Here is a 26,104-nt window from a genome sequence, read left to right as displayed (position 1 = left end):
CTGTTCGCCGTTCGCGCAGAACGCGGGCGCTGTCGGTCGTGGCCGGTACCATCTCCTGAGTGACGATCTCGGGCATCATCCCTGCGCTCTCGCGCGCCTCCGCGTTCGATCGCGTCCTCCGCGCCGCACCCCGCGACGCCGACTTCTCGGTCGTCGACGGCCTGCGCGTGCCCCTGCTCGGCGCCCTGCTGGCCGAACGCAACGGGCCGCAGTGCCTGTTCGTGATCACGGCCACCGGGCGCGAGGCGGAAGCCGTCCGCTCGTCGGTCGGCAGCTACCTGCCCGATGCCGAGGTCCTCGAGTTCCCCGCGTGGGAGACCCTGCCGCACGAACGGCTCAGCCCGAGCGCGCAGACCGTCGGCACGCGCATCGCGACCCTCCGCAAGCTCGCCGCCTGGCAGGACGCCCCCGCGGCCCAGCGCCGCACGACGGTGGTGGTGGCGAGCGTCCGCGCGGCGCTGCAGCCCATCGCCGGCAACCTCACCTCACTCGCCCCGATCGTCCTCGCGACCGACTCCCGCGGCAACGACCTCGGCACGATCGCCGGGCAGCTGGTGGACATGGCCTACGCCCGGGTCGACCTCGTCACCCGGCGCGGGGAGTTCGCCGTGCGCGGTGGCATCCTCGACGTCTTCCCACCGACCGCCGACCACCCCGTCCGCGTCGACTTCTTCGGCGACGAGATCGAGGCGATCAAGGCGTTCTCCGTCGCCGACCAGCGCACGACGGACGACGACCTCGGCCGCGTCGAGCTCACGGCCTCCCGCGAACTGCTGCTGAGCGACGACGTCCGGCAGCGGGCGCGCGAGATGCTCCACGAGTTCCCGAACCTGTCCCAGATGCTCGCGAAGATCGCCGAGGGCATCCCGGTCGAGGGCATGGAGTCCCTCGCCCCGGCCCTCGTGCAGGACCTCGTGCCCGTCACCGACTACCTGCCGGCCGACGCGGTCGTCGCGGTCCTCTCGCCCGAGCGGGTGAGCGGTCGGGCGCACAGCCTCGCCGAGACGAACACCGAGTTCCTGCAGGCCGCGTGGAGCGCCGCGGTCGCCGGTGCCCAGGCGCCGATCGACCTCGACGCCGGCAACTTCCTCACCGTGCAGCAGCTCAAGAACGGGCGGGGGCAGCGCACCTGGTGGACGGTGTCGCCGTTCGACTCCGGGCTCGACGAGGGCGACTCCGACCGGGTGCTCACCGACGCCGAGGCCGCAGCCGAGGCGGGGGAGTACATCCGCGTCCGGGCCGAGGCGGTGCCGAGCTTCGCCGGCAGCGCGGACGGTGCGATCGCCCACGTGAAGCAGCTCACCGACGACGGGTGGGCCGTCGTGGTGACCGCCCAGGGCCAGGGACTGGTCGAACGGGCGGCGCAGGTGCTCGCCGACGCCGGTGTCGCAGCCCGAGCCGAGGCCGTCACCGCGCCTCCCGAGCCGGGTGTGGCCCTGGTGACGACCGCCACCGTCGAGGCGGGCTTCGCCGTGCCGGACCCGCGGATCGTCGTGATCAGCGAGGCCGAGTTCTACGGGCGCAGCGTCCAGCAGGGCGCCCGCACCGTCAAGAAGCTCGCGAGCCGGCGCAAGAACGTCGTCGACCCGCTGCAGCTCAAGCCGGGCGACGTCGTCGTGCACGCCACGCACGGCATCGGCAAGTTCGTCGAGCTCGTCTCGCGCGAGGTCTCGAGCGGTGGGCGCAACGCGGTCAAGACGCAGCGCGAGTACCTCGTGCTCGAGTACGCGCCGTCGAAGCGCGGGTTCCCGGGCGACAAGCTCTTCGTACCCACCGACCAGCTCGACCAGCTGTCGCGGTACGTCGGCGGCGAGTCCCCGACGCTGTCGAAGATGGGCGGCTCCGACTGGGCCTCGGCGAAGAGCAAGGCGCGCAAGGCGGTCCGCGACATCGCCGTCGACCTCGTCAAGCTCTACTCGGCGCGCATGGCGTCGAAGGGGCACGCGTTCGGCCCGGACACCCCGTGGCAGCGCGAGCTCGAAGAGGCGTTCCCGTTCGCCGAGACCGCCGACCAGCTCACCACCATCGACGAGATCAAGCGCGACATGGAGAGCCCGATCCCGATGGACCGGCTGCTGTCCGGCGACGTCGGCTACGGCAAGACCGAGGTCGCGATCCGCGCAGCGTTCAAGGCCGTGCAGGACGGCAAGCAGGTCGCCGTGCTCGTCCCGACGACCCTGCTCGTCCGCCAGCACATGGAGACCTTCCAGGAGCGCTTCGCCGGCTTCCCGGTGCACCTGCGCGCCCTCAGCCGGTTCCAGACCGAGAAGGAGTCGAAGGAGACCATCGCCGGGCTCGCCGACGGCACCGTCGACATCGTCATCGGCACCCACCGGATCCTGTCGCAGGGGATCGCGTTCAAGGACGTCGGGCTCGTGATCATCGACGAGGAACAGCGGTTCGGCGTCGAGCACAAGGACCAGCTGAAGAAGCTCAAGACGAACGTCGACGTGCTCGCGATGTCCGCGACGCCGATCCCGCGGTCGCTCGAGATGGCCGTGACCGGCATCCGCGAGATGTCCACCCTCGCGACCCCGCCCGAGGACCGCCACCCGATCCTCACCTTCGTCGGACCGCAGTCCGACCTGCAGGTCGCCGCCGCGATCCGCCGCGAGCTCCTGCGCGAGGGGCAGGTGTTCTACGTGCACAACCGGGTGAAGGACATCCAGTCCGTCGCCGCGCACCTCGCCGAGATCGTGCCGGACGCCCGGATCGCCGTCGCGCACGGGCAGATGTCCGAGTCGACGCTCGAGCAGGTGATGGTCGACTTCTGGGAGCGCCGGTTCGACGTCCTCGTCTCGACCACCATCATCGAGACCGGCCTCGACATCGCGAACGCGAACACCCTCATCATCGACAAGGCCGACAAGTACGGACTGTCGCAGCTGCACCAGCTCCGCGGTCGCGTGGGCCGTGGCCGCGAGCGCGGCTACGCGTACTTCCTCTACGACGCCGACAAGCCCCTGTCCGAGACCGCACAGGACCGCCTCGAGACGATCGCGGCGAACAACGAGCTCGGTGCGGGCATGCAGGTCGCCATGAAGGACCTCGAGCTCCGCGGCGCGGGCAACCTGCTCGGTGGCGAGCAGTCCGGGCACATCGCGGGCGTCGGGTTCGACCTGTACCTGCGCATGATCGGCGAGGCCGTCTCGCAGTTCCGCGGGGACGTCGCCGAGGGCCAGACCGAACTCCGCCTCGAGATCCCCGTCGACGCACACATCCCGGACGACTACGTCGAGTCCGAGCGGCTCCGGCTCGAGGCGTACCAGAAGCTCTCCGCCGCCTCGGCTCCCGCGGCGCAGGCAGAGGGCATCGACATGGTCCTCGACGAGCTGACCGACCGGTACGGGCAGCCGCCGCAGGCCGTGCTCACCCTCGTCGAGGTCTCGCGCCTCCGCCGGATGGCGCAGCAGGTCGGGCTGTCCGACGTCGTGGTCATGGGCTCCAACCTGCGGGTCGCGGGCAAGGAGCTCGCGGACTCGGCGCAGGTGCGGCTCAAGCGGATGTTCCCGGGCGCCCGGTGGTTCCCGCAGCAGGACGCGGCGAGCATCCCGCTGCCGAAGCCGCACGGCGAGGCCCTGCCGGACGACGCGCTCATCCAGTGGGTCGAGAGCATCCTGACCGCCGTGTACGGGGCGTCGAAGGCGCCGGCGGAGTCGACGCCGGCCGCGTAGCGCGCCCTGGTGGCGCGTCCGCTCGGACGGGAGGCGCGGTGCCGGCTGGCACCGCGCCTCCCGTCCGCCGGCGGTCGCGTCGCGTGCTCGCTTGCGTGCGTGCGGGCGTGCAGTGTGGACTCAATGCGACATCGTCGATGTCGTACGACAGCAACAACGTCGCCTGAGCGCGCGTGCAACGGTGCGCGCGTGCAACGAACGACATCGTGGTCGTCGTACGACGGCGACAATGTCGTTCCGAGACGGCGCCCCGCGGGCCCGCGGCGCCCCGCTACTCGGTCGCCTCGGCCTCGGAGAGTTCCCTCCGCGCCCGGTACCGCCGCGCGCGCAGGCTGACCACCACGGCGGACGCCACGATCGCGATGCCCGAGCCGACCAGCACGGCGAGCACGCCCTCGTCGAGGATCTCCTCGTTCCGGGCGAACGCGAGCTCGTTCATGAGCAGCGAGACCGTGAACCCGATCCCGCCGAGCACCCCCACCGTGACGATCGACCAGAACGACAGGGTCGAGCGGCCCGGCGCGCGGAAGATCCGGGTCGCGACGGCACCGAACAGCGTGATGCCGATGACCTTGCCGACCGGCAGCGCGAGGACGACGGCCCAGAACGTGGGGGAGAGCTGGCCGATGCCGACGGCCGGCACCACCACCGCGGCCGAGGCGAAGGCGAACACCGGCAGGACGATCGCGTTCGACCACGGCTCGACGTTCTCGTGCAGGGTGTGGCCGGGCCGGCGGGGCAGCACGAGTCCGAGCGCCACGCCCGCGATCGTCGCGTGCACGCCGGAGTGGTAGACGAGCCACCACGTCACGATGCCGAGCACGACCATCCCCGTGATGACCCAGACCTGACCGCGACGCCCGGGGCGCAGGGCCTTGCCGAGCAGCCAGAAGAGTGCGAGCACGACGACGGCCCCGGCGAGGGCGAGGAAGTTCGTGTCGTGGGCGAACACCACCGCGATGATGATGATCGCGATGAGGTCGTCGAGCACCGCCAGCGCCAGCAGGAACACCCGGAGCGTCGAGGGCAGGCCGCGTCCGAACATCGCGAGGACGCCGAGCGCGAAGGCGATGTCCGTCGCGGTCGGGATCGGCCAGCCGTGACCGTACGGGGTCCCGGCGGTGACCGCGAGGTAGACGCCCGCGGGGACGAGGACGCCGCCGACGGCCGCGATGGCGGGGATGACCGCCGTCTTCGGGTTGGACAGTTCGCCGGCGACCAACTCGTGCTTGAGCTCGATCGCGACGAGCAGGAAGAACACCGCGAGCAGGCCGTCGCTGATCCAGTGCGACACGGACAGGTCGAGTCCGACGGCTCCCCACGGGGCGTGCACGTGCAGGAGGTGCTCGAGCCCGGGGCCGAGCGGCGAGTTCGCCACGACGAGGCCGAGGACGGCCGCGGTGAGCAACGCGATGGCGCTGAAACGGGGGGAACGGAAGAGTGCGGGCATGGAGCTCCGTCGGAGAGGGGTCGGGTGATGGTCCGTCGACCAGACTTCCCGACACGCCACGTACAGCATACCGGGTGGGCCCCGGCGGCGTCCACGGTGCGGTGCGTGGCACGATGACCGCATGACCGCCGTCTCGGACCTCGTCGCCGTCGTCGACCGCCTGCTCGACCCGGACGGAGGCTGCGTCTGGAACCGCGCGCAGACCCATGCGTCGCTGGCGCGCTACGCGGTCGAGGAGTCGTACGAGCTCGTCGACGCGATCGACTCCGGCGACGAGGTCGAACTCCGCGAGGAGCTCGGCGACGTGCTCTACCAGGTGGTGCTGCACGCCGGGCTCGCCGAGTCGTTCGACCTCGAGGACGTGGCCGCCGGGGCCCGCGACAAGATGGTGCGCCGACACCCGCACGTGTTCGGCGACGAGCGGGCGGACACCGTCGAGGACGTCGTGCGGGTCTGGCGCGCGGCCAAGGCGGCCGAGAAGTCCTCGCGGCGGAGCGTGTTCGACGGGGTCCCGCGGGCGATGCCCCCGATGGAACGGGCGGTCAAGCTGCTGGAACGCCTGGAGGAACGGGGAGACGCCGACACGGTCGTCGCGTCCGTCGTCGCCTCCGCTGGGACGGGCGCGAGCGGGAGCGCGGGCACGGAAGCGGGCGCGGGTGCGGAAGCGGGCGCGGGCCCGGAAGCGGGTGCGGAAGCGGGCGCGGGCACGGAAGTGGGCGTGAACGCAGACTCGGGCACGGGCGTCGACCTGGTGGACCCGCGGTGGGGGACCGACGTGCTGACGATGATCGCCGACGCTCGGGAGGCCGGGATCGACCCGATCGCGAGTCTGCGGGCAGCGGTCGTGGAGTTGGAGTCGGTGGGACGCGTCGGGGAGTGAGCGGGTGCCCTCCCAACCCGAAAAAAGGAGGGCACCCGCCAGCGGGCGGACGGCACCGCCAGGGAAGAGGTGCCGAGGGACCAGCCCGCTCGAACCGCGGGGCACACTGCAGCACGTTGCCCTCGCGAACGATCCGACAGGTGGATCAGGCACCTGCCGAACCGAGGTTCTGGATGAAGAATATCAGCAGGTCGGCGGGTGTGCAAGTCGGCGGGGTCGATCTGCCAGAATCGACGCATGGCTCCGACCGTGACGGCTCCCCGTGGCATGCGTGACTTCCTCCCGGCAGACAAGGCCCGGCGCGAGCACGTCCTCGGGGTCATCCGGGGTGTCTACGCGCACCACGGCTTCGACGAGATCGAGACGCCGGTGGTCGAGGACGCTGCACGGCTGCACTCGGGCCTCGGCGGCGACAACGAGAAGCTCGCGTTCGCCGTCATGAAGCGTGGGCTCTCCACCGAGGACCTCCACGCCGCCGGATCACCGCTCGACCTCGCCGACCTCGGCCTGCGGTTCGACCTCACCGTGCCCCTCGCCCGCTTCTACGCGACGCACCGCGCCGAGCTGCCGTCCGTGTTCCGGTCGGTGCAGATCGCTCCGGTCTGGCGTGCGGAGCGGCCGCAGAAGGGGCGCTACCGGCAGTTCGTGCAGTGCGACATCGACATCCTCGGCGAGCCGGGGCAGCTCGCCGAGATCGAGCTCATCCGGGCGACGACGGCGGCCCTCGACGCGCTCGGCGTCGAGGGCACCACCATCCGGATCAACGACCGACGGATCCTCCTGGCGCTCCTCGCCTCGTGGGGTGTCACCGACCCGGCCGTCGCCGACCGCGCGCTCATCACGATCGACAAGCTCGACAAGATCGGGCCGGACGGTGTGGCGGCGGAACTCCGCGAGACCGTCGGCGTCGACCTGCCCGGGCTCGACGACACCATCCGCACGCTCGAGACCGCCGACTGGGACGCGGTCGACGGCGCACCGTGGCTGGACGCCGAGGCGTTCGGTGACCTGCAGCAGCTCCGTTCCGCGCTCCCGGGCGTCGACCTGCGCTTCGACCCGACGCTCGTGCGTGGCATGGGCTACTACACCGGCACGATCTTCGAGGTCGCGCACCCCGACTTCGGCTACAGCCTCGGCGGCGGCGGTCGCTACGACGGCATGATCGGCCGGTTCCTCGGGCAGGACGTCCCGGCGGTCGGGTTCTCGCTCGGCTTCGAGCGGCTCGTCGACCTCGTGACCCTCCCCGAGTCGGCCGAGTCCGACGCGGTCGTGCTGGTGTACGACAAGGACGTCGACCCGGTGCGGCTCGCGGCGCTCAAGGCCGAGGCGCTCGCGGGGCACCGTCGTGTCCGGCTCGAACGACGCACGAAGAACATGAAGAACCTGCTCGCCGGTCTCGTCGCGCAGGGGTTCGACGCCTTCGCCACCGTGGGGGTGGACACGCACACGCTCGAGGGTGTGGAGTTCCGTCCCCTGGCGTGAGTTCTCCACCGTCGCCCGTCATGCACGCCTCGTGTTCACCTGCGCCTCGCTAGGATCGACTCCGCAATCACCACAACCGAACGTGTAGGGAGTACCCCGTGGCCCAGATCGATGCCGTAGGCGCACGCGAAGTCCTCGATTCCCGAGGCAACCCGACGGTCGAGGTCGAGGTCCTCCTCGACGACGGCGTCGTCTCGCGCGCGCTCGTCCCGTCCGGTGCCTCCACCGGCGCGTTCGAGGCGTACGAGCTCCGCGACGGAGACGCTTCCCGCTACGGCGGCAAGGGCGTCCTCAAGGCGGTCGACGCAGTCCTCGACGAGATCGGTCCGGCGCTCGAGGGCTTCGACGCCACCGACCAGCGCCTCGTCGACGCCGCGCTCATCGAGCTCGACGGCACCGAGAACAAGTCGCGCCTCGGTGCGAACGCGATCCTCGGCGCCTCGCTCGCGGTGGCACGTGCCGCTGCCGACTCGGCCGACCTGCCGCTGTTCCGCTACCTCGGCGGCCCGAACGCGCACACGCTGCCGGTCCCGCTCATGAACGTCGTCAACGGTGGCGCCCACGCCGACACCAACGTCGACATCCAGGAGTTCTTCCTCGTGCCCTACGGCGCCGAGTCGTTCTCCGAAGCGCTCCGCTGGGGCGTCGAGACCTACCACGCGCTCAAGGGCGAACTGAAGAAGCAGGGCCTCGCGACCGGCCTCGGCGACGAGGGCGGCTTCGCGCCGGAGCTCGCGTCCAACCGCGCGGCGCTCGACTTCCTGCTCGCAGCGATCGAGAAGGCCGGCTTCACCCCGGGCAAGGACATCGCGCTGGGCCTCGACGTCGCCTCGACCGAGTTCTTCCACGACGGCAAGTACGCGTTCGAGGGCAAGCAGCTCTCGGGCGAGGAGTTCACCGCGTACTTCGCCGACCTCGTCCGCGACTACCCGCTCGCGACGATCGAGGACCCGCTGGCCGAGGACGACTGGGCCGGCTGGAGCCACCTGACCGCCGAGATCGGCGACAAGGTGCAGATCGTCGGCGACGACCTGTTCGTCACGAACCCGAAGCGTCTGCAGCGCGGCATCGACGAGAAGGCCGCCAACTCGATCCTGGTCAAGGTGAACCAGATCGGCACCCTGACCGAGACGCTCGACGCCGTGTCCCTCGCGCACCGGCACGGGCTTACCTCGATCCTCTCGCACCGTTCCGGCGAGACCGAGGACACGACGATCGCGGACATCGCGGTCGCGGTCGACGGTGGCCAGATCAAGACCGGCGCCCCGGCCCGCTCGGACCGCGTCGCGAAGTACAACCAGCTGCTCCGCATCGAGGAAGAGCTCGGCGACGCGGCGGTCTACGCCGGCCGCTCGGCGTTCCCGCGTTCGGCCGCGCTGTAACCAGCGTTCCCACGAGACGCCGTCCTCCCCTCGGGGAGGGCGGCGTCTCGTCGTCCGGGCGCCGAGGTCGCACGACCTGCCGCCTCGTCCGGACGTGGGCGGCCGATCGTGCGACCTCGGCCGGACGCACGCGGCCGATCGTGCGACCTCGGCCGGACGCGGGCGGCCGATCGTGCGACGTCGACGGCTCGCCCGGGGCGAGTACGCGGTGAGCGCGACCGGATGCCGGGCGTGCGCGGCGGGGCGGGGCCGAGCCGCGCCTCCTGGCCCGCGGGCTGGGAGGGCACCGAACGGCCGCGTGCCGACCGCGCCCCACGCCGCTGGCGGGTTATCGTCGGAACGTGCCCAGCCAGAAGCCCCGTGTCCGCCGCGTGCCCGTGGCGCTGCCCGAGGGCGGCGCGTCCGAGCAGCCGTGGTACCGCTCGATCCGGTTCTCCGGGTTCAGCCTGCTCATGCTCGCGATCATCGTGCTCTTCGTCGTCGTGCTCGCGCCGTCGCTGCGGACACTGATCCAGCAGCAGGAGCAGATCGCCCAGCAGCAGCGCGAGGTTGCGAGCCAGAAGGCCGACGTCACCCAGAAGAAGAAGGACGTCGCGCGCTGGGACGACCCCGCGTACATCGAGGCGCAGGCTCGGGACCGGCTCCTCTACGTGTACCCGGGCGAGGAAAGTTACCTCGTGATGGGCAACCAGGACCAGAAGGACGACGGGCGCCCGACGACCGACTCCGGGACCCCTGTGAGCTCCACCGTGCAGACGCCCAAGGTCGACTGGCTGCAGGCGATGCTGTCGTCGGTGCTCACCTCCGGGCTCACCGACGAGACTACGCAGCAGCTCGTCGCACCGGACGTCTCCGGCACCGGCGACACGAAGTAGGACGACGCGCGGGACTCCGGTAGGCTCACGTTCCCGTGACGACCCCTCCCTTCGACCCGCCCTCCGACCGCGACGTCCAGGTCGTGTCGGCGCAGCTCGGCCGACCGGCTCGTGACGTCATCGGGATCGCGGCACGCTGCGTCTGTGGCAACCCCACGGTCGTCTCCACGAAGCCCCGTCTGTCGAACGGCACCCCGTTCCCGACGTTCTACTACCTGTGCCACCCCGCGGCCACCGCTGCGGTCAGCACCCTCGAGGCGAACCAGGTGATGCCGGAGCTGGCAGCCCTGCTCGAGGACGACACCACCGCGGCCGCGTACCTCGCGGCGCACGAGTCCTACCTGGCCGATCGCGAGTCGATCGAGCACGTCGACGAGATCGACGGCATCAGCGCCGGTGGCATGCCCACCCGCGTGAAGTGCCTGCACGCCCTCGTCGGCCACGCCCTCGCCGCCGGACCCGGCGTCAACCCCATCGGCGACCTCGCGCTCGAGCGCGCGGACTGGTCGCCCTCCCGGTGCGAGTGCCGGGCGTATGATGGCGGTGCAGACGCTGGAGTCGGGGCGGGTGGCGGCGAAGTCTGACTCGACTCCCCGAACCCCCATCCAAGGAGATCATTCCCCGTGCCCAAGATCCTCGTCGTCGGCGGCGGTTACGCCGGTTTCTACACCGCCTGGAAGCTCGAGAAGCACCTTCGTCAGGGCGAAGCCGAGGTCGTGATGGTGGACCCGCTGCCGTACATGACCTACCAGCCGTTCCTGCCCGAGGTCGCCGCCGGCTCGATCGAGCCGCGCCACGCGGTCGTCTCGCACCGTCGTCACCTCAAGAAGACGCGCGTCGTCACCGCGAAGGTCACGAACGTCGACCACGCGAACAAGACGGCGACGATCACCCCGGCCGAGGGCGATGCCTGGGAAGAGTCGTACGACCAGATCGTCATGACCGCCGGCGCGGTCTCCCGCACCTTCCCGATCCCGGGTGTCGCCGACGAGGCGATCGGTCTCAAGACCATCGAAGAGGCCGCGGCGATCCGCGACAAGATCCTCACGAACTTCCACAAGGCCGCGACCCGGCCGGCCGGCCCGGAGCGCGACCGTCTGCTGACCGTCGTGGTCGTCGGTGGTGGCTTCGCCGGCATCGAGGTGTTCGCCGAGCTCCGGTCGTTCGCCTCGGACCTGCTCAAGAGCTACCCCGAGCTGTCCTTCGACGACACCCACTTCCACCTCGTCGAGGCGATGGGCCGCATCATGCCCGAGGTCTCGCTCGAGACGTCGCACTGGGTGCTCGAGAACCTCGCGCAGCGCGGCGCCACGGTGCACCTCGAGACCCAGCTGGCCTCGGCGGTCGGCGGTGTCTGCGAGCTCAAGACCAACGACGGTGCGATCGAGAAGATCGAGTCCGACCTCATCATCTGGACCGCCGGCGTCATGGCGAACCCGATGGTCAAGGGCACCGACCTCCCGCTCGAGCAGCGTGGCCGCATCCGCGTGCAGCCCGACCTGCGCGTGGTCGACGACAACGGCGTGATCGCCGACGCGTGGGCCTGTGGTGACGTCGCGGCCGTGCCGGACCTCACCGGTGGTGGCGTGGGTGGCTTCTGCGTGCCGAACGCCCAGCACGCCGTCCGTCAGGCGAAGCAGCTCGCGAAGAACCTCGTCGCGACGATGCGCGGCGAGGCGACGACCGACTACAAGCACGAGAACCTCGGCGCCGTCGCGGGCCTCGGTCTCGGCATCGGCGTGTTCCAGTCCGGCAAGTTCGCGATGAAGGGCTTCCTCGCCTGGGGTGCCCACCGCGGCTACCACGGTCTGGCGATGCCGTCGTGGGAGCGCAAGTGGCGCGTCATCGGCGACTGGGTGGGCGGCTTCTTCCTCGGCCGCGACATCGCGTCGCTCGACGACCGTGAGACCCCGCGCGCGGCGTTCGAGGCGTTCGCGTCGCGCCCGAAGCCCGCGGCCGAGTCCCCGGCGGCTCCGATCGAGGCGTCGAAGCCGACCACCGCTCCGGAAGAGGGCAAGCCCGCCGGTGCTGCCGGCCCCGCGTACGGTGAGCCGGCGAAGGACGTCTCGAACGACGCCGAGCCGGTGAAGGCCGAGGCGGACGCCAAGTAGCGACACGCACGACGACCGAGGCGGTCACCCTGACGGGTGGCCGCCTCGTCTTCGTCGGTAGGCTGTTGCGGCCCGCCCCCGTGGCCCAATCGGTAGAGGCACGCGACTTAAAATCGCCGAGTTGTGGGTTCGAGTCCCACCGGGGGTACGCACCGCGCGGTCGCGCCGCCGCGCCGGTCCGCCGCGCCGCCGAGACTCGGCCAGGCGGACAGTTTCGCGGCCTCCGCACCGCGAAACTGTCCGCGGAGCCGAGACTCGGGCTCCCGCGGCCGGTGCGCGCGGCCGGTCCGCCGCCGCGCGGGCGCGCGGGCGCGCGGGCGCGCGGGCGCGCGGGCGCGCGGGCGGGCCGCGGCGCCAGCTAGCATCGACACTCGTGGTCGGACTCGGAAGCGCCATCGCCCAGCTGCGCAACACGCTCCGCCGCCCCGAACCGCACGTCGAGGTGATCGACGGCGAAGCGGTCCCGGTCGGCATGCTCCTCGGCACCCTCGGAGCGCTCCTCCTCGACGCCGGCAGCTCGGTCACCGACGTCCGTTCGGCGCTCGAGAAGGCCCGGGACGCCGCCGGCATCGGCCCGGAGCTCGCCGTGGGCGTCCTGCCCGCACTCGTCATCGTCAGCGAGACCGCCACCGGTGCCGCGACGATCGTGAACGCCGAGGGCATCGAGCTCTCCGCGCGGCAGTCGGCCCGCGCCAACCGGGTCGTGCTCGGTCTCGAGAGCGGCTCCATCGCCCTCGCCGAGATCCCGGCACGCGTCCGTGCGATCCGCGCGAGCACGCGTCTGCCCGCGCCGGTGCCGTGGATCCTCGGCAACGCCCTGACCTCGGCGGGCCTCGCGGTCGTGTTCCGCTGCCCGTGGTGGGCGGTCCTCGTCGCGCTCGGCGTCGGGGCCCTCGTCGGCGTGATCAGCATCGTGCTGCGGCGCTTCCGCGAGGCGCTCGCGATCGTCCCGTTCCTCGCCGCCTTCGTGTCGACGACCATCGTCGGACTCGTCGCCGCGGGCACCGGGTTCGACCACGTCCCGCTCTTCGCCGTCTGCGCCCCGGTCGCCGTGTTCGTCCCCGGGGCGCTCATCACGAACGCCCTGCTCGAGCTCACCGCGGCGGACATCGTCACCGGGTCGTCGAGGCTCATGCAGGGCATCATCATGCTCGGCTTCATGGCCGCCGGCATCGCCGCGGGCAGCGCGCTGACCGGCCTGCACGTCGACCCGTCGTCCGCGGCGCTCGTCGGCGAGGTCGCCGGTGTCGGCACCGATCGCGGCGGGTGGGAGGCCGTCCCGCCCTACTGGGTGTCCTGGGTGGCGGTGGTGATCCTGGCCGTCGGACTGGGACTGGTGTTCCAGTCCGGGTGGCGACTCACCCTCGTCTCGGTGATCGTCATGACGTCGGCGTACGGCCTGCTCACCGGCATCACCCCGCTGGGCGGCAGCGTCGTCGCGACGGGGGCGACCGCCGCGCTCCTGTTCATCGCGACGCGCGTGCTCGAACGGATCGTCCCGGCGATCCCGGCCAACGTGTCGTTCTTCCCCGCGTTCCTGCTCCTGGTGCCCGGCACGGTCGGTCTGGTCGCGGTGGCGACCTTCGACCCGGTGGCGCTCGCGACGCCCCTGGCGACCTTCGTCAGCCTGTGCGTCGGCACGAAGATCGGCGGACTGCTGCCCGGTCTGTTCCGGCGGAACGCGCCGCACCGCGGCCAGGTCTGACCCGGCGGCTCGAAGAGCGTGGGTCGGGCCGGTGCGTGCCCACCACCCACCGGCCGGGAGGCGCGGGGCGGGCCCGCACCGCGCCTCCCGGCCGACCCGTGGTGCGTCTGCACCGGGGGCGACGCGTCGACGCGGTCCGACCCCCGTCAGGGCTCGATGAGGCGGCCGGCGGCCTGGTCCTCGGCAGCGGACGCCTTGGCGAGGTAGTGCACCTTCTTGCCCGTCGCGTTGTAGGGGAGTTCGGCGACGAAGCGGTAGCGCCGCGGTCGCTTGTAGCGGGCGAGGCCGGGGTGCGACCCGGTCCACTCCTCGAGGGCAGCGGCAGCCGCGACGTCGTCCTCCGGCAGCCGGTCCGGGGCACGGACGACGTACGCCGTGACGACCTCGCCCCACTGCTCGTCGGGGATGCCGACCACGATCGAGTCGGCGACGCCGGGGTGCTCCTGCAGCGCGGCCTCGACCTGCACCGGGTGGACGTTCTCGCCGCCGGAGATGATCATGTCGTCCTTGCGGCCGACGATCGTCACGCGCTCGTGCTCGTCCCACGTGGCGAGGTCGCCCGGGTAGAACCAGCCGTTCGCGAACTTCTCGGCCTCGAGCCCGGGGTTCCGGTACGAGTACCCGGACTTCACGGTGCGGACCGCGAACTCGCCGATCTCCGAGCCGTCCTTCGGCACCGTGTCGCTCGGGTCGGCCAGGCGGTCCTCGTAGACGCGGACGACGGCGACGTCGTCGTCGGTGGACGCGCGACCGGTGGAGCCGGCGCCGTCGGGGAAGTCCTCGGGGCGGAGGAAGGTGTTCCAGAAGGTCTCGGTCGTCCCGTAGCCGTTGAAGATGCGCGGCGACAGGAGCTCCTGGTAGCGGAGCGCGGCGGCACGGTCGAGCGGCGCACCCATCGTCACGATGCCGTGCAGCGAGGACAGGTCGCGGGGCCGCTGCTCCTGCGCGTTGGCGAGCTGCACGAGGTTGGGCGGGGCACCGATGAGGAAGGTCAGCTGCTCGGACTCGACGAGGTCGAGCACGCGGTCGGCGTCGAAGTGCCGGAGGGTGGTGAGCTCGGCGCCGACGTAGAACACCGGGTTCGGGCCGCCGGAGTACAGGCCGCCGCGGTGGAAGAGCGGCGACATGTTCAGCGTCTTGTCGAACGGGCTCAGCGGGAAGTGCATGATCACGTCGTGCGCACTGAGGACCTCGACGAGGCTCGGGAGCGGGACGGGCTTCGGTCGTCCGGTCGTGCCGCTCGTGTAGAGGCGGGTCGTCTCGTCGTACGTGCTGCGGGGTTCGGTCGCGGCGAGTTCGTCCGCGGTGACGGGGTCACCGGCGAGGAGCGCGGCGAACGCGGTGTCCCCGGCCCGGGTGGCGTCACCCACGACCACGAGGTGTTCCGGCGTGTGGTCGGCGGTGGCGAGGGCGGCCGAGACGTCGGGCGTGCGCACGGCGTCGTACACGAGGACGACGGGCGCGGAGTCCTCGATGATGAACGCGACCTCGTCCGACGCCAGGCGGAAGTTGGTGGGGGAGAAGACGGCGCCGATGCGGTGCGCCGCGAGGTAGAGGATCGCGAACTCGGGGGAGTTGAAGAGCTCGACCATGACCACCGAGCCACGACCGACCCCGTGGCGCACGAGCCACCCGGCCACGCGGTCGACGTCCGCCCCGAGCTCGGCGTACGTCCACGAGCGGTCGGAGTCGGGGTCGCGGAGCGCCGGTCGCCCGGCGAAGCGGTGGGTGTTGCGCGCGAAGCCGTTGGCGTAGGTGTAGCTGTGCTCGAAGACGTCCCGGAAGCGGGTCGGGTCGTAGTCGGATCGGGTCTCGGTCATCGTCGCTCCCAGCAGCGGTCGTGGTGCTGCTCGCACCGGTCGTGGTGCCGCGCGCACCGGTCGTCAGCGTATCCGGGATGCGAGCCGCTGCGGCAGCCCGAGCGCGACTCGGATTGAGTCATGCTCAGGCGCGCTGGTCGACGCGGGCTGCGCGCTGCCACCAGGCCGCGGCGACGGCTGCCGCGGCACAGCCGGCGGCGACGACGAGCAGGGCGACCGGAGCGACGTGCGTGCCGGCCGGCCCGGAGTAGACGGCCGCGGCCAGCGCCACGGCGACCGCCGAGATCGCCGCGTACCGACCACGGGAGCGGGCGAGCAGGGACGCCCCGGCGGACCCGGCCAGCGGGAGCAGGGTGACCACGACGGCCCCGAGCCCGCCGACGCACAGCGTGATCGCGAACTCCGACACGAAGGACATCCAGAAGCCGGAGCCCGGCGTCACCGAGTGGAGCACCCAGCCGGCCGCCGCGACGACGAGCAGCGCGATCGACCGCCAGGTGGCGCTGCGGGCACCGGCGACGATCGAGGAGCCGAGCCGGAGCGCCTGGGTGTCGAGGTCCGGTCGGCCGACCGGGACGAGGACGGCCCCGACGATGACGGCGGGCGAGAGGTCGAAGGTCCGGGTGATGCCGCACGCCACCAGGGCGGCGAGCACCAGCCACGGGGAGACCCGGAAGCCGATCGTGTCCCGGTCGGTCCCCGCAGCCCATCGCGACGCGAGGACGATCGTCGTCGTCAGGACCGCCGCCCCGAGCAGGACCGCGATCGCCAGGCGGACGTACCGGGCCTCGAGCGAGACGCCGACGCCGAGCAGGGTGGCGAGCCCGACCACGAGCACGGCGACGGTGATCGACGCCCAGGTCGGCAGCGCATCGTCGCCGCGCCGCCGTTCGGCGTGGGGACGGTTGCGACCGAGGAGCCCGGCGAACGGCGAACGGATCCGGCCGCGGGCGACCCCGCCGACGACGGCGAGCGGGCCGGCGATGAGCACGAGGAAGCCGGCTGCGACGGCCGTGGCGACGATGACGGTGCGCCACGAGAAGGCCGCCTGGATCGTCGGGACGGTCGTGTCGTACTCCGTCGAGGCGGTCCAGTCGCCGGCCGGGCCGGACCAGTCGAGGCCGCGGCCGCCGGTGCTGCCGACGCCACCCGACCCCGTGCCGCCGGTGCCCGCGCCGCCCGACCCCGTGCCGCCCGACCCCGTGCCGCCGGTGCCTGCGCCACCGGTCCCCGCGCCGCCGGTGCCTCCGCCATCGGTCCCCGCGCCGCCCGTGCCTCCGCCGGAGCCGTCGGACCCACCGGTGCCCGTGCCGGTCCCGGTACCGGCCCCGCCGCCCGGCGCGCTCGGGGTGCCGGACGCGGTGCCGCTGCCCGTCGACCCGTCGCCGGGCGTGCTCGTGGTGCCGGTGAGGACCACCCGCACGGCCGCCGACGTTCGCGAGAAGTTCCCGGCCGCGTCGTGCTGGGCCGCCGTGAGCGCCACCGTGCCGCCGCGGAGGGTCGAGCCGTCCGTGGTGCAGGACCACCGCCCGGACGCACGCACCTCGGTCCGGCACACCGGCGCGTGGTCGGCGTAGACCGTGAGGACGGCACCGGCCTCGCCCGTGCCGCCGATCGTGACGGGCTGGACCCGCACGCGGTCGCCGGACCCGGGCTCGGTGATCCGCGGGGCCGTCGGCGCGGTCCGGTCGAGCGTCACGGTCACCGGCGCGGAGGCCGCACTGCGGAGGTCCGAGCGGTACCCGTCGGCCGTGCTCGCCGTCTGCGTGGCCGTGACGGTGAGCCGGGCGTCGGCGCCGCCGAGGACGATGGTCCACCGGCCGTCCGCGCCGACCGTGGCGGTGCGGTCCGCCGACGACCCGGACACCGAGAGCGTGACCGTCGAGCCGGCGTGGCCCGTCCCGCTCACCGGGCCGTTCGTGGTGCGCGACGAGGTGACAACGGGCGGGACGACGACGTCGGACGCCGGGGTGCGCGCCGAGCCGAGCCCGGGGAAGCTCTCGTCGGAGACCGTGAAGACCTGCTGCGGTCCGCTGCGCACGGTCGCGAGGCACGCCCAGGAGCCGTCGTCGCCGACGGTGGCGGTGCAGCCGGTCCGCCCGGTGGCGGCCGGTCCGGTCACGCGCAGGGTGTGCGCCGGCGTACCCGACCCGCTGAACCGCACGGTCCCGGTCGTGATGTCACCGGGGTCGTCGATCGACGGGCGGACCGGGGGTCGGCTCGGCGAGGTGCCGGGCGGGGCCGGGGTCAGGTGGCCCTGCGGATCCGGCGTCGGTGTCGGGGTCGTCGTCGGCCCCGGGGTCGACAGTGCGAGCGACGAGGTCGTCGGGTCGGTGTCCGGCGTGGCCCGAGGGGTGTCGGTCACGGCGGTGGCGGGCGCGCTGGCGAGCGTCAGCAGGGTGGCGACGAGTGCGGCGGCCCCCGCGAGCGCCAGCGTGGTCCGGGTTCGCCGAACGGGGCCGTCGCCCCCGACGGCCCGGTCGTCCACGTTCTCCCCGCGCGCGTTCATCCGAGTCCATCCCACGTGATCGGGACGCTCGGGTCAATACGTCGAACGGATGATGTCCGCCCGCCGAGCGACACGCCGAGCAGCCCGAGCGCGCGGTGTGTGCGACTCGGGAATCGACCGTGAACCGTCGCCGTGCGGGCGGGAGGGGAGCCGGACGGTCGGTACAATCGTCCTCGGCCGTGACGCGGGCCCGACGGCCCCGTCACACCGCGATCCCGACGCGAGAAGGAGTACGCCCTCATGGACACCGGACTCATCACGACGCTGATCGTCGTCGGAGTGGTGGTGGTCCTCCTCGTCGTCGTGGGGATCTACCTGTGGGTCACCTACAACTCGCTCGTCACGCTGAAGGTCCGCGTCGACGAGGCGTGGAGCGACATCTCGGTGCAGCTCAAGCGCCGCGCGGATCTCATCCCGACCATCGTCGAGACGGTCAAGGGGTACGCCACGCACGAGAAGTCCGTGTTCGAGGCCGTCACGAAGGCCCGTGCCGAGACGCTCAGCGCCGGGGACGCCTCGAGCGCCTCCACGGCCGAGGGGCACATGCAGAAGGCGCTCAAGAGCGTGTTCGCGGTCGCCGAGGGGTACCCCCAGCTGCAGTCCAGCCAGAACTTCCTGCAGCTGCAGTCGGAGCTCGTCGACACCGAGGACAAGATCCAGTCCGCCCGACGCTTCTACAACGGCGGCGTGCGCGAGCTGAACACGAAGATCCGGGTCTTCCCGAACTCGTCGTTCGCGAAGAGCCGGGGCTTCTCCGAGGCGTCGTTCTTCGAGACCGCCGAGCCCGCGGCCATCGCCGAACCGCCGCGCGTCCAGTTCTGATCCGCCCGGAGACTGCTGCGACGTGTACAGCGCGATCGCGCGCAACAAGCGCAACACGGTCCTCATCGTCCTGGTCTTCCTGCTGATCATCGGTGCGCTCGGGTTCCTCGGCGGCTACCTCGCCGGCAACGTGTCGATCGGTGTGATCGTCCTCGTGGTCGCCCTCGGCTACGCGGTCGTGCAGTACTTCGCCGCCGGACGCCAGGCCACCGCGATCGCGGGCGGCATCGAGATCGACCGGACCACCGAGCCGCGGCTCTGGCGCACCGTGGAGAACCTCGCGATCGCCACCGGGATGCCGATGCCGCGGGTCTTCGTGATCGAGGACCCGTCGCCGAACGCCTTCGCAACCGGCCGTGACCCCGACCACGCGATCGTCGCCGCGACGACCGGGCTGCTCGCGATCATGGACGACCAGGAGCTGCAGGGCGTCATGGCGCACGAGCTCGGGCACGTCCGGAACTACGACATCCGCGTCTCGACGATGGTGTTCGGCCTGGTCGTCGCGGTCGGCCTCATCGCCGACGTCCTGCTCCGCATCTCGATCTTCAGCGGGCTCGCCGGCGGTCGGAACCGGAACAACGACAACGGCGGCACGAACCCGGTGCTGCTCGTCGCCGGCATCGTGGCGGTGATCGTCGCGCCGATCGCCGCGGCGGGCGTGCAGGCCGCGGTCTCCCGGCAGCGTGAGTACCTGGCCGACGCGACCGGTGCGATGACCACGCGTCACCCCGAGGGACTCGCCCGCGCGCTCGAGAAGCTCGGTGCGTACGGTCGGCCGATGCAGACGCAGAACTCGTCGATGGCGCACCTCTGGATCGCGGACCCGATGCGCCCCGGACTCATGGACCGGATGTTCTCGACGCACCCGCCGCTGCCGGACCGGATCGCCCGTCTCCGCGCGAGCCTCGACCGCTTCTGACCGGACGTCCCACGCCCGCGTGGCGGCCCGTGGGCCAGGAGGCGAGGGTCGGGTCCGTCCCGCGTCGCGGCCCGTGGGCCAGGAGGCGCGGGCCCAGTCCGTCCCGCGTCGGCGGCCCGTCAGACAGCCGGGTTCGGTGCCGCGCTCGCGTCGGCGGGTCGTCAGACGGCCGGGTCCGGTGCCGCGCTCGCGTCGGCGTCGTCGGCCGCCACGTGCGGCACGAGCCCGACGCCGAGCGCTCCGGCGACCGCCGCTGCAGCCGTCCCGCGGTCGGTGACCTCGACCCCGTCGAGGCCCTGCCACGCAGCCGTCCGGCGGAGCGTCTCGGCCAGCCGTTCGGCATCGAGTCGCTCGCCCGGCTCCTCCCACGCCGTGCGGACCCGCAGGACCCCGCGCTGCCGGTCGCTCTTCAGGTCGACCCGTCCGACGAGCCGGTCGTCCTGCAGCACCGGCAGCACGTAGTACCCGAACACCCGCTTCGGTGCGGGCGTGTAGATCTCGATCCGGTAGTGGAAGCCGTACATCCGCTCGGCCCGTCGCCGGAACCAGACGACCGGGTCGAAGGGACTGAGGACGGCGTCCGCCGACATCCGACGCGGCACCCGGGCGTCGGCGTGCATCCAGGCCCGCTCGCCCCAGGACTCGACCTGCACCGGCACGAGCTCGCCGGCGGCCGCGAGCTCGGCGATCGCCCGGGCGGTGTCGTCGGACCGCAGCCGGAAGTAGTCGGCGACGTCCGCGCGGGTGCCGACGCCGAGCGCACGCGATGCCCGCCGGACGAGCTCGAGGACGGCGTCGGGGCGTGCCGGTGCCCCCTCGAGCGTGCCGTTCGGCAGGACCTGCTCGGGGAGGGCGTAGACCCGTTCGAAGCCGGAGCGACCGGCGCTCACCACGTCGCCCCAGCGGAACATCTGCTCGAGGCCGGTCTTGACGTCGCTCCACCCCCACCACGGCCCACGTCGGACGTTCGCCTCGTGCTCGACCGCGCTGGCCGGCATCGGCCCCTCGGCCGCGAGGAGCGCCCGCAGCTCGCGGCGGACGCCCTCCGTCCGACGGACCCCCTCGATCCGGTTCGGCCAGGCGTCCCGCGCCCGCAGCGCGTCCATCCGCCACCGGAAGAGCGGCAGGTCGGCACGGTCGACGAAGGCCGCCTCGTGCGCCCAGTACTCGGCGTAGGGGCCGCGCGCCGTCATGGTGCGGCGGTCGAGCGTGGCGCGGTCGTAGGCGCCGAGGCGGGCGAACAGCGGGAGGTAGTGGCTGCGCTCGAAGACGTTGACGGAGTCGATCTGCAGCAGGCCGAGCCGCGCGAACCCGGCCGTGAGGGCACGCGTCGACACCCGGTCGGCCGGCGGTACGCCGAAGCCCTGGGCGGCCAGTGCGACACGGCGGGCCTCGGCGGCGGAGAGCGTGGTCCTGGCCATGGGACCGAGGCTACCGATCGCCGCCGACACCCCGGGGAGACCCGTGTATGCCGCATCTGGTACCTGTCAGGACGCACATCGCTACACTCGCGGTCATGGCATGGGGCAGAAAGCAGCAACCGACGCATCCGGACCCCGTGGTCGAGGAAGCCGTCCCGACGGGCATGCGCATCGCCGGCGCGTGGTCGTGGCGGATCCTGGTCGTCATCGGCGTGATCGCGGTCTTCATCTGGCTGATGACGATCTTCAGCCAGATCCTCATCCCGTTCCTCGTCGGCATCGTCGTCTCGGCGCTGCTCGTGCCGATCTCGAACTGGATGCAGCGTCACCACGTGCCGAAGTGGCTCGCGGTCGTGATCAGCCTGCTCGGCGGGCTGGCGGCGATCGGTGCCCTGGTGTGGCTCGTGGTCGACCAGATCATCGCGTCCTACCCGTCGCTCCGCGACCGCACGGTGGAGCAGTACGCGAACATCAAGGACCTCGTCCTGAACTCCGGCCTGGGCATCACGCAGAGCGACGTCAACGGCTGGTTGAACGACGGCACGAAGTGGCTGCAGGACAACAGCGCGTCGATCCTGTCCGGGGTCGCGAGCGCGGGTTCCGGTGCCACCCACGTGTTCGAGGCGCTCTTCATCATCCTGTTCACCACGATCTTCCTGCTCATCGACGGCAAGAACGTCTGGCGGTGGGCCGTCCGGCTGTTCCCGAAGAAGGCCCGCGCGACCGTCGACGGTGCCGGGGTCGCCGGGTGGATCACCCTGACGAGCTTCATCCGTGTCCAGATCTTCGTCGCGTTCGTCGACGCCGTCGGCATCGGACTCGGCGCGTACATCGTCGGCCTGTTCTTCGGCGGCATGCCGCTCGTCATCCCGATCGCGGCCTTCGTGTTCCTCGGTGCGTTCATCCCCGTGGTCGGCGCGATCGTCACCGGCTTCCTCGCCGTCTTCGTCGCCCTGATCTTCAACGGTCCGCTGGCGGCGGTCCTCGTGCTCGGTGTCGTCCTGCTCGTCCAGCAGATCGAGGGCCACATCCTGCAGCCGCTCGTGATGGGCAACGCGGTGAAGGTGCACCCCCTCGCGGTGGTCCTCGGGGTCACCGCGGCCTCCGGGCTCGCCGGCATCGCCGGGGCGTTCTTCGCCGTGCCGATCATCGCGACGGTGAACACGATGGTGATGACCATCGCGAGCGGTCGCTGGCGGGGCCTCGACTCCGAGCACGTGCTCGAGGCCACGCCGAAACGCGGTCAGCACGGGCAGCTGCAGCTCATGCGACGACGTCGGCACAAGGTCGGCGACGACGTCCCGGCACCCGGCAGCAAGCCGCAGGCCACTGCGGCTGAGGGAACGGCCAGCACCAACTGACGTCACGGGTTCGTCAGGAGCGCCGCGAGCGACGATGATGGACCCGTGACCGACACCACCACGCCGCTGATCCCCACGCTCGACGACATCGAGAAGGCTCGCGTGACGATCGCCGGGGTCGCTCGTGTCACGCCGATGGAGACCTCGCAGTTCCTCGCCGAGGTCCTCGGGTCGCCGGTCCACCTCAAGTGCGAGAACCTGCAGCGCACCGGGGCGTACAAGGTCCGCGGCGCCTACAACCGCCTGTCGACGCTCACCGCCGAGCAGCGGGCCGCCGGCGTCGTCGCCGCGAGCGCCGGCAACCACGCGCAGGGCGTCGCCCTCGCCGCGCGCGAGCTCGGGATACCGGCGACGATCTTCACCCCCGTCGGTGTCGCCCTGCCGAAGCTCCAGGCCACCCGGCACTACGGCGCCGAGGTCGTCCTGCGCGGGCACTCCGTGGAAGAGGCCCTGAGTGCGGCGAAGGACTTCGCGAACCGGACCGGCGCCGTGTTCATCCCGCCCTTCGACCACCCCGCGGTCATCGCCGGACAGGGGACCCTCGGGCTCGAGATCCTCGAGCAGGTGCCGGACGCCGACACCGTCGTCGTGCCGATCGGCGGTGGCGGGGTCATCTCCGGGATCGCCCTCGCCGTCAAGGGCATCGCCGAGCGCACCGGTCGCAGCATCCGCGTCATCGGGGTGCAGGCCGAGAACGCCGCCGCCTACCCGAGCTCGATCGAGGCCGGCGAACCCGTCACGGTGCACACGAAGCCGACGATCGCGGACGGCATCGCGGTGGCGCGGCCGGGCGACCTGAACTTCCCGATCATCCGCGACCTCGTCGACGACATCGTGACCGTGTCCGACGACGACGTCGCCCGCGCACTCCTGGTGCTCCTCGAGCGCGCGAAGCTCGTCGTCGAGCCCGCCGGCGCCGTCGGTGTCGCGGCGATCATGTCCGGCGCCGTCCGCGACACCGGGCGCACGGTGGTCCTGCTCAGCGGCGGCAACATCGACCCCCTCATGATGGAACGCGTCATCACGCGCGGTCTCGTCGCGGCGTCGCGGTACATCGGGATCCGGATCATGCTGCCGGACCGTCCGGGTCAGCTCGCCCGGGTCTCGCAGGTCATCTCGGAGGCCGGTGCGAACGTCGTCGAGGTCCTCCACACCCGCCACGGCCAGGGGCTCGTGATCAACGAGGTCGCCCTGGACCTGTCGATCGAGGCCCGCGGGCCGGAGCACGCGCAGGAGGTCATCCAGCGCCTCCGCGAGGTGGGCTTCCGGCCGGAGCTGCTGGAGCACTGACATCGGTCACCCCATGACAGGAGGCGCGGTGCCAGCTGGCACCGCGCCTCCTGTCATGGCAGCGGGTGGGTCTACGGCTCGTAGCGCTCGACCTTGGTGACCTCGACGGCGATCTCCTTGCCGTTGGGTGCCGTGTAGGTGGTCGTGCCGCCGGCGCGCAGGCCGACGATGGCCGCGCCGACCGGGCTGACCGGGCTGTAGACGGTGAGGTCCGAGCCCTCGCCGACGATCTCGCGGTTGCCGACGAGGAACGTCGACTCGTCACCGGCGATGACGGCGGTCACGACGGTGCCGGGCTCGACCGTGCCGTCGAAGTCGGCTTCGCCGACGGTGGCGTGCTTGAGGAGCTCGGTGAGCTGACGGATGCGGGCCTCGATCTTGCCCTGCTCGTCCTTGGCAGCGTGGTAGCCGCCGTTCTCCTTGAGGTCGCCCTCTTCGCGGGCGGCTTCGATGCGGTTCGCGATCTCCTGGCGACCTTCACCGGACAGCGTCTCGAGCTCGGCCGTGAGGCGGTCGTGCGCCTCTTGCGTCAGCCACGTGACCTGGGTGTCGTTGCTCATGGTGATTCCCTTCAGCATGGAACGAGACCGGCCGGTGTGGCCGGTCTCGTCCGCGAATCACAGCAGTCTAGGGAACCCAGCAGTCGTGGATCAAGCCGGTCACGCCCCGTGACACGGTGTTCACAGGGGTGCTGATGCTGCGCACGCGTTGATCGGATGCGGGCACCCGGATCTCGCGCCACCCGACGATCGTGTACGACTTGTCGAGGACCTGGACGGCGCACTTCGCGACCGTTCCGGGGTCGACCGAGATCTGCGTGTGCACCACGACCTCGTGGTCGGAGACGACCTGGTACCCGACGTCGTCGGTGTCGAGTCCGTGGCTGGTCTGCCCGGGGCCGGCCCAGATCACCCAGACGATGAAGACGAGGGCGACGCCAGCGGCGGCGACGATGCCGATCAGCCGGCTGCGGCGGGCACGCCCGGGGGTGCGGCCGTAGCGGTCGTCCAGCGTCGCGGTGGTGCCGGCGGACGGCTGAGGTGCCGATGGGTGCTGCGGTTCGGACAGTTCGGGGCTCCCGGGGTGATTATCCTGATCCCAGGGTAGTTCACGTGATGCTGTGTGCTGCCACGCGACCAGTGAGGAACCCCAGTGCCGTACCGCCTGTTGGCCGTCCACGCCCATCCCGACGACGAGTCGAGCAAGGGAGCGGGGACCGCGGCGAAGTACGCGGCCGAGGGCAACGAGGTCCTCGTGGTCTCCTGCACCGGCGGCGAGGCCGGTGACATCCTCAACGAGCAGCTCGGCGAGCCCGCCACGACCCGCGCGCACCGCGACATGGCCGGCTACCGGCGCACCGAGATGGCCGGAGCCCAGGCCGCGCTCGGCATCGACCACCTGTGGCTCGGCTACCACGACTCCGGACTGCCGGACGCCGACAAGGGCGAGACGGTCCGGCCCGGCACCTTCTCCACCGTGCCGCTCGAGTACTCGACCGAGGCGCTGGTGCGGGTCATCCGTCGGTTCCGCCCGCACGTCCTCGTCACCTACGACGAGAACGGCGGCTACCCGCACCCCGACCACATCCGGACGCACGAGGTCTCGGTCGCCGCCTGGACGGCCGCCGCCGACCCGACCGCCTACCCGGACGCCGGCCCCGCCTGGTCGATCGCGAAGCTCTACTACGAGCGCACGATGAACCCCCGACGCTTCCGGACGGTCTTCGCGGCCCTGCAGGAACGCGATCCCGACAGCCCCGCGGTGGAGCAGCTCCGCGAGTGGGTCGAGCGGTTCGCCGACCGGCCCGACCTCGCCACCACTCACGTCGACGTGCACGAGTACTTCGACGCGCGGGACGCGGCGCTCCGGGCGCACGCGAGCCAGGTGCCGCCGGACAGTGCCTTCTTCTACTGGCCGAACGACCTCCTCGCGACGGTGTGGCCGACCGAGGACTACCAGCTCGTCGAGGCACGCGTGCCGACCGAGCTCCCCGAGTCCGACCTGTTCGCGGGGATCCCTGCCGACAAGGACACCACTGCGTGAGCACCATCCACGCGGCACTCGCCGCGACCCCCAGCCCGAGCCCGACCTCGACCGTCCCCGACGTGGACGTGACGCCGGGCGTCGCCGGCTTCATCGCGATCGCGGTCGTCGCGATCGTGACGATCCTGCTCGTCATCGACATGACCCGCCGCATCCGGCGGACGCGCTACCGCGCCGAGATCCGGGAGCGGCTCGAGGCCGAGGCGAACGGCACCGCGACGGGGCCGGACGGTGTCGGGCGTGACGGCGTCGCGACGGACGAGCCGGAGCGGCGCGCGGCCGAGGACGGCCGGGCCGACGTCGGGGACGACACCGAGCGCGGGTGACGCGACCGCGCGACCGGCGCGGTGGACGTGA

General features: G+C 71.9%; 20 protein-coding genes and 1 tRNA gene. 15 read left to right on the top strand and 6 right to left on the bottom strand.

Features of this window, described 5'->3' with window-relative positions:
* Positions 1–59: 59 nt before the first annotated feature.
* Positions 60–3,674 carry a transcription-repair coupling factor gene (gene mfd, locus ACQXVK_RS01880; RefSeq protein ID WP_430852486.1) on the top strand — a complete coding sequence of 1,205 codons (3,615 nt, stop codon included), beginning with the start codon at positions 60–62 and terminating at the stop codon, positions 3,672–3,674.
* Between the two features lie 271 nt (positions 3,675–3,945).
* On the opposite strand, the gene nhaA is transcribed toward mfd, so the two are convergent.
* Positions 3,946–5,124 carry a Na+/H+ antiporter NhaA gene (gene nhaA / locus ACQXVK_RS01875; protein ID WP_430852485.1) on the bottom strand — a complete coding sequence of 393 codons (1,179 nt, stop codon included), beginning with the start codon at positions 5,122–5,124 and terminating at the stop codon, positions 3,946–3,948.
* 121 nt (positions 5,125–5,245) lie between these two features.
* Here nhaA and ACQXVK_RS01870 point away from each other — a divergent pair, with 121 nt between their 5' ends.
* The 8 genes from ACQXVK_RS01870 to ACQXVK_RS01835 all read left to right on the top strand — a co-directional run bounded on the left by ACQXVK_RS01870 (position 5,246) and on the right by ACQXVK_RS01835 (position 13,559).
* A complete protein-coding gene (locus ACQXVK_RS01870) occupies positions 5,246–6,004 on the top strand; it encodes a MazG family protein (RefSeq protein ID WP_430852484.1) in 759 nt (252 codons plus the stop codon).
* Positions 6,005–6,241: 237 nt separating this feature from the next.
* Positions 6,242–7,486, top strand: coding sequence for a histidine--tRNA ligase (gene hisS, locus ACQXVK_RS01865; protein WP_430852483.1), 1,245 nt, complete (start codon positions 6,242–6,244; stop codon positions 7,484–7,486).
* 98 nt (positions 7,487–7,584) lie between these two features.
* The gene (gene eno / locus ACQXVK_RS01860) at positions 7,585–8,868 is read left to right on the top strand and encodes a phosphopyruvate hydratase (protein WP_430852482.1); all 1,284 of its coding nucleotides are present in this window, start codon (positions 7,585–7,587) and stop codon (positions 8,866–8,868) included.
* A 341-nt stretch (positions 8,869–9,209) separates the two neighbouring features.
* Positions 9,210–9,743 carry an FtsB family cell division protein gene (locus tag ACQXVK_RS01855; protein WP_031261700.1) on the top strand — a complete coding sequence of 178 codons (534 nt, stop codon included), beginning with the start codon at positions 9,210–9,212 and terminating at the stop codon, positions 9,741–9,743.
* A gap of 35 nt (positions 9,744–9,778) precedes the next feature.
* Complete coding sequence (locus tag ACQXVK_RS01850; RefSeq protein ID WP_022906197.1) at positions 9,779–10,327, top strand: DUF501 domain-containing protein; 549 nt, start codon at positions 9,779–9,781, stop codon at positions 10,325–10,327.
* A 39-nt stretch (positions 10,328–10,366) separates the two neighbouring features.
* The gene (locus ACQXVK_RS01845) at positions 10,367–11,854 is read left to right on the top strand and encodes an FAD-dependent oxidoreductase (RefSeq protein ID WP_430852481.1); all 1,488 of its coding nucleotides are present in this window, start codon (positions 10,367–10,369) and stop codon (positions 11,852–11,854) included.
* Positions 11,855–11,928: 74 nt separating this feature from the next.
* Positions 11,929–12,002: transfer RNA gene (locus ACQXVK_RS01840), tRNA-Leu, on the top strand.
* 225 nt (positions 12,003–12,227) lie between these two features.
* Positions 12,228–13,559, top strand: coding sequence for a threonine/serine exporter family protein (locus ACQXVK_RS01835; RefSeq protein WP_402264669.1), 1,332 nt, complete (start codon positions 12,228–12,230; stop codon positions 13,557–13,559).
* Between the two features lie 146 nt (positions 13,560–13,705).
* Here the strand turns inward: ACQXVK_RS01835 and ACQXVK_RS01830 are convergent, their stop codons facing one another.
* Entirely contained in the window at positions 13,706–15,379 is a 1,674-nt protein-coding gene (locus ACQXVK_RS01830) for a class I adenylate-forming enzyme family protein (protein ID WP_430852480.1), read from the bottom strand.
* Positions 15,380–15,503: 124 nt separating this feature from the next.
* Complete coding sequence (locus tag ACQXVK_RS01825) at positions 15,504–17,888, bottom strand: hypothetical protein (RefSeq protein WP_430852479.1); 2,385 nt, start codon at positions 17,886–17,888, stop codon at positions 15,504–15,506.
* A gap of 240 nt (positions 17,889–18,128) precedes the next feature.
* Between ACQXVK_RS01825 and ACQXVK_RS01820 the strand changes: the two genes are divergently transcribed.
* Positions 18,129–18,710: a LemA family protein gene (locus ACQXVK_RS01820; RefSeq protein WP_402264661.1), complete on the top strand. Its 582-nt coding sequence runs from the start codon at positions 18,129–18,131 to the stop codon at positions 18,708–18,710.
* Between the two features lie 22 nt (positions 18,711–18,732).
* On the top strand, positions 18,733–19,632 hold the full coding sequence (locus ACQXVK_RS01815; protein ID WP_402264658.1) for a M48 family metalloprotease: 900 nt from the start codon (positions 18,733–18,735) through the stop codon (positions 19,630–19,632).
* A gap of 161 nt (positions 19,633–19,793) precedes the next feature.
* On the opposite strand, the gene ACQXVK_RS01810 is transcribed toward ACQXVK_RS01815, so the two are convergent.
* On the bottom strand, positions 19,794–21,053 hold the full coding sequence (locus ACQXVK_RS01810; RefSeq protein WP_430852478.1) for a winged helix-turn-helix domain-containing protein: 1,260 nt from the start codon (positions 21,051–21,053) through the stop codon (positions 19,794–19,796).
* 95 nt (positions 21,054–21,148) lie between these two features.
* Here ACQXVK_RS01810 and ACQXVK_RS01805 point away from each other — a divergent pair, with 95 nt between their 5' ends.
* Positions 21,149–22,414 carry an AI-2E family transporter gene (locus ACQXVK_RS01805; RefSeq protein WP_430852477.1) on the top strand — a complete coding sequence of 422 codons (1,266 nt, stop codon included), beginning with the start codon at positions 21,149–21,151 and terminating at the stop codon, positions 22,412–22,414.
* 45 nt (positions 22,415–22,459) lie between these two features.
* Complete coding sequence (gene ilvA, locus ACQXVK_RS01800) at positions 22,460–23,704, top strand: threonine ammonia-lyase (protein ID WP_430852476.1); 1,245 nt, start codon at positions 22,460–22,462, stop codon at positions 23,702–23,704.
* A gap of 71 nt (positions 23,705–23,775) precedes the next feature.
* Here ilvA and greA read toward each other — a convergent pair whose 3' ends face one another.
* On the bottom strand, positions 23,776–24,264 hold the full coding sequence (greA, locus tag ACQXVK_RS01795; protein ID WP_031262982.1) for a transcription elongation factor GreA: 489 nt from the start codon (positions 24,262–24,264) through the stop codon (positions 23,776–23,778).
* Positions 24,265–24,331: 67 nt separating this feature from the next.
* Positions 24,332–24,883 (bottom strand): DUF4307 domain-containing protein, encoded by a 552-nt coding sequence (locus ACQXVK_RS01790; RefSeq protein ID WP_430852475.1) that lies wholly within the window; start codon positions 24,881–24,883, stop codon positions 24,332–24,334.
* On the opposite strand from ACQXVK_RS01790, the gene mca reads away from it, so the two are divergent.
* Together mca and ACQXVK_RS01780 are read left to right on the top strand one after the other, a co-directional pair.
* Positions 24,857–25,747, top strand: coding sequence for a mycothiol conjugate amidase Mca (gene mca, locus ACQXVK_RS01785; protein ID WP_402264650.1), 891 nt, complete (start codon positions 24,857–24,859; stop codon positions 25,745–25,747). The genes ACQXVK_RS01790 and mca overlap by 27 nt on opposite strands.
* Positions 25,744–26,073: a hypothetical protein gene (locus ACQXVK_RS01780; protein ID WP_022907934.1), complete on the top strand. Its 330-nt coding sequence runs from the start codon at positions 25,744–25,746 to the stop codon at positions 26,071–26,073. The genes mca and ACQXVK_RS01780 overlap by 4 nt, the downstream gene beginning before the upstream one ends.
* Positions 26,074–26,104 lie beyond the last annotated feature (31 nt).

Origin of the sequence: Curtobacterium sp. AB451 (assembly GCF_050585845.1) — a bacterium.
Taxonomy (GTDB): domain Bacteria; phylum Actinomycetota; class Actinomycetes; order Actinomycetales; family Microbacteriaceae; genus Curtobacterium.
The sequence above is the reverse complement of the archived record's forward strand: the minus strand, read 5'-3'. Positions and strand labels throughout refer to the sequence as shown.

Coding starts and splice junctions, on each gene's coding strand:
- greA (WP_031262982.1), bottom strand. CDS start 24,264: ATGAGCAACGACACCCAGGTCACGTGGCTGACGCAAGAGGCGCACGAC.
- ACQXVK_RS01830 (WP_430852480.1), bottom strand. CDS start 15,379: ATGACCGAGACCCGATCCGACTACGACCCGACCCGCTTCCGGGACGTC.
- ACQXVK_RS01870 (WP_430852484.1), top strand. CDS start 5,246: ATGACCGCCGTCTCGGACCTCGTCGCCGTCGTCGACCGCCTGCTCGAC.
- ACQXVK_RS01805 (WP_430852477.1), top strand. CDS start 21,149: ATGGCATGGGGCAGAAAGCAGCAACCGACGCATCCGGACCCCGTGGTC.
- ACQXVK_RS01820 (WP_402264661.1), top strand. CDS start 18,129: ATGGACACCGGACTCATCACGACGCTGATCGTCGTCGGAGTGGTGGTG.
- ACQXVK_RS01825 (WP_430852479.1), bottom strand. CDS start 17,888: ATGAACGCGCGCGGGGAGAACGTGGACGACCGGGCCGTCGGGGGCGAC.
- hisS (WP_430852483.1), top strand. CDS start 6,242: ATGGCTCCGACCGTGACGGCTCCCCGTGGCATGCGTGACTTCCTCCCG.
- ACQXVK_RS01810 (WP_430852478.1), bottom strand. CDS start 21,053: ATGGCCAGGACCACGCTCTCCGCCGCCGAGGCCCGCCGTGTCGCACTG.
- nhaA (WP_430852485.1), bottom strand. CDS start 5,124: ATGCCCGCACTCTTCCGTTCCCCCCGTTTCAGCGCCATCGCGTTGCTC.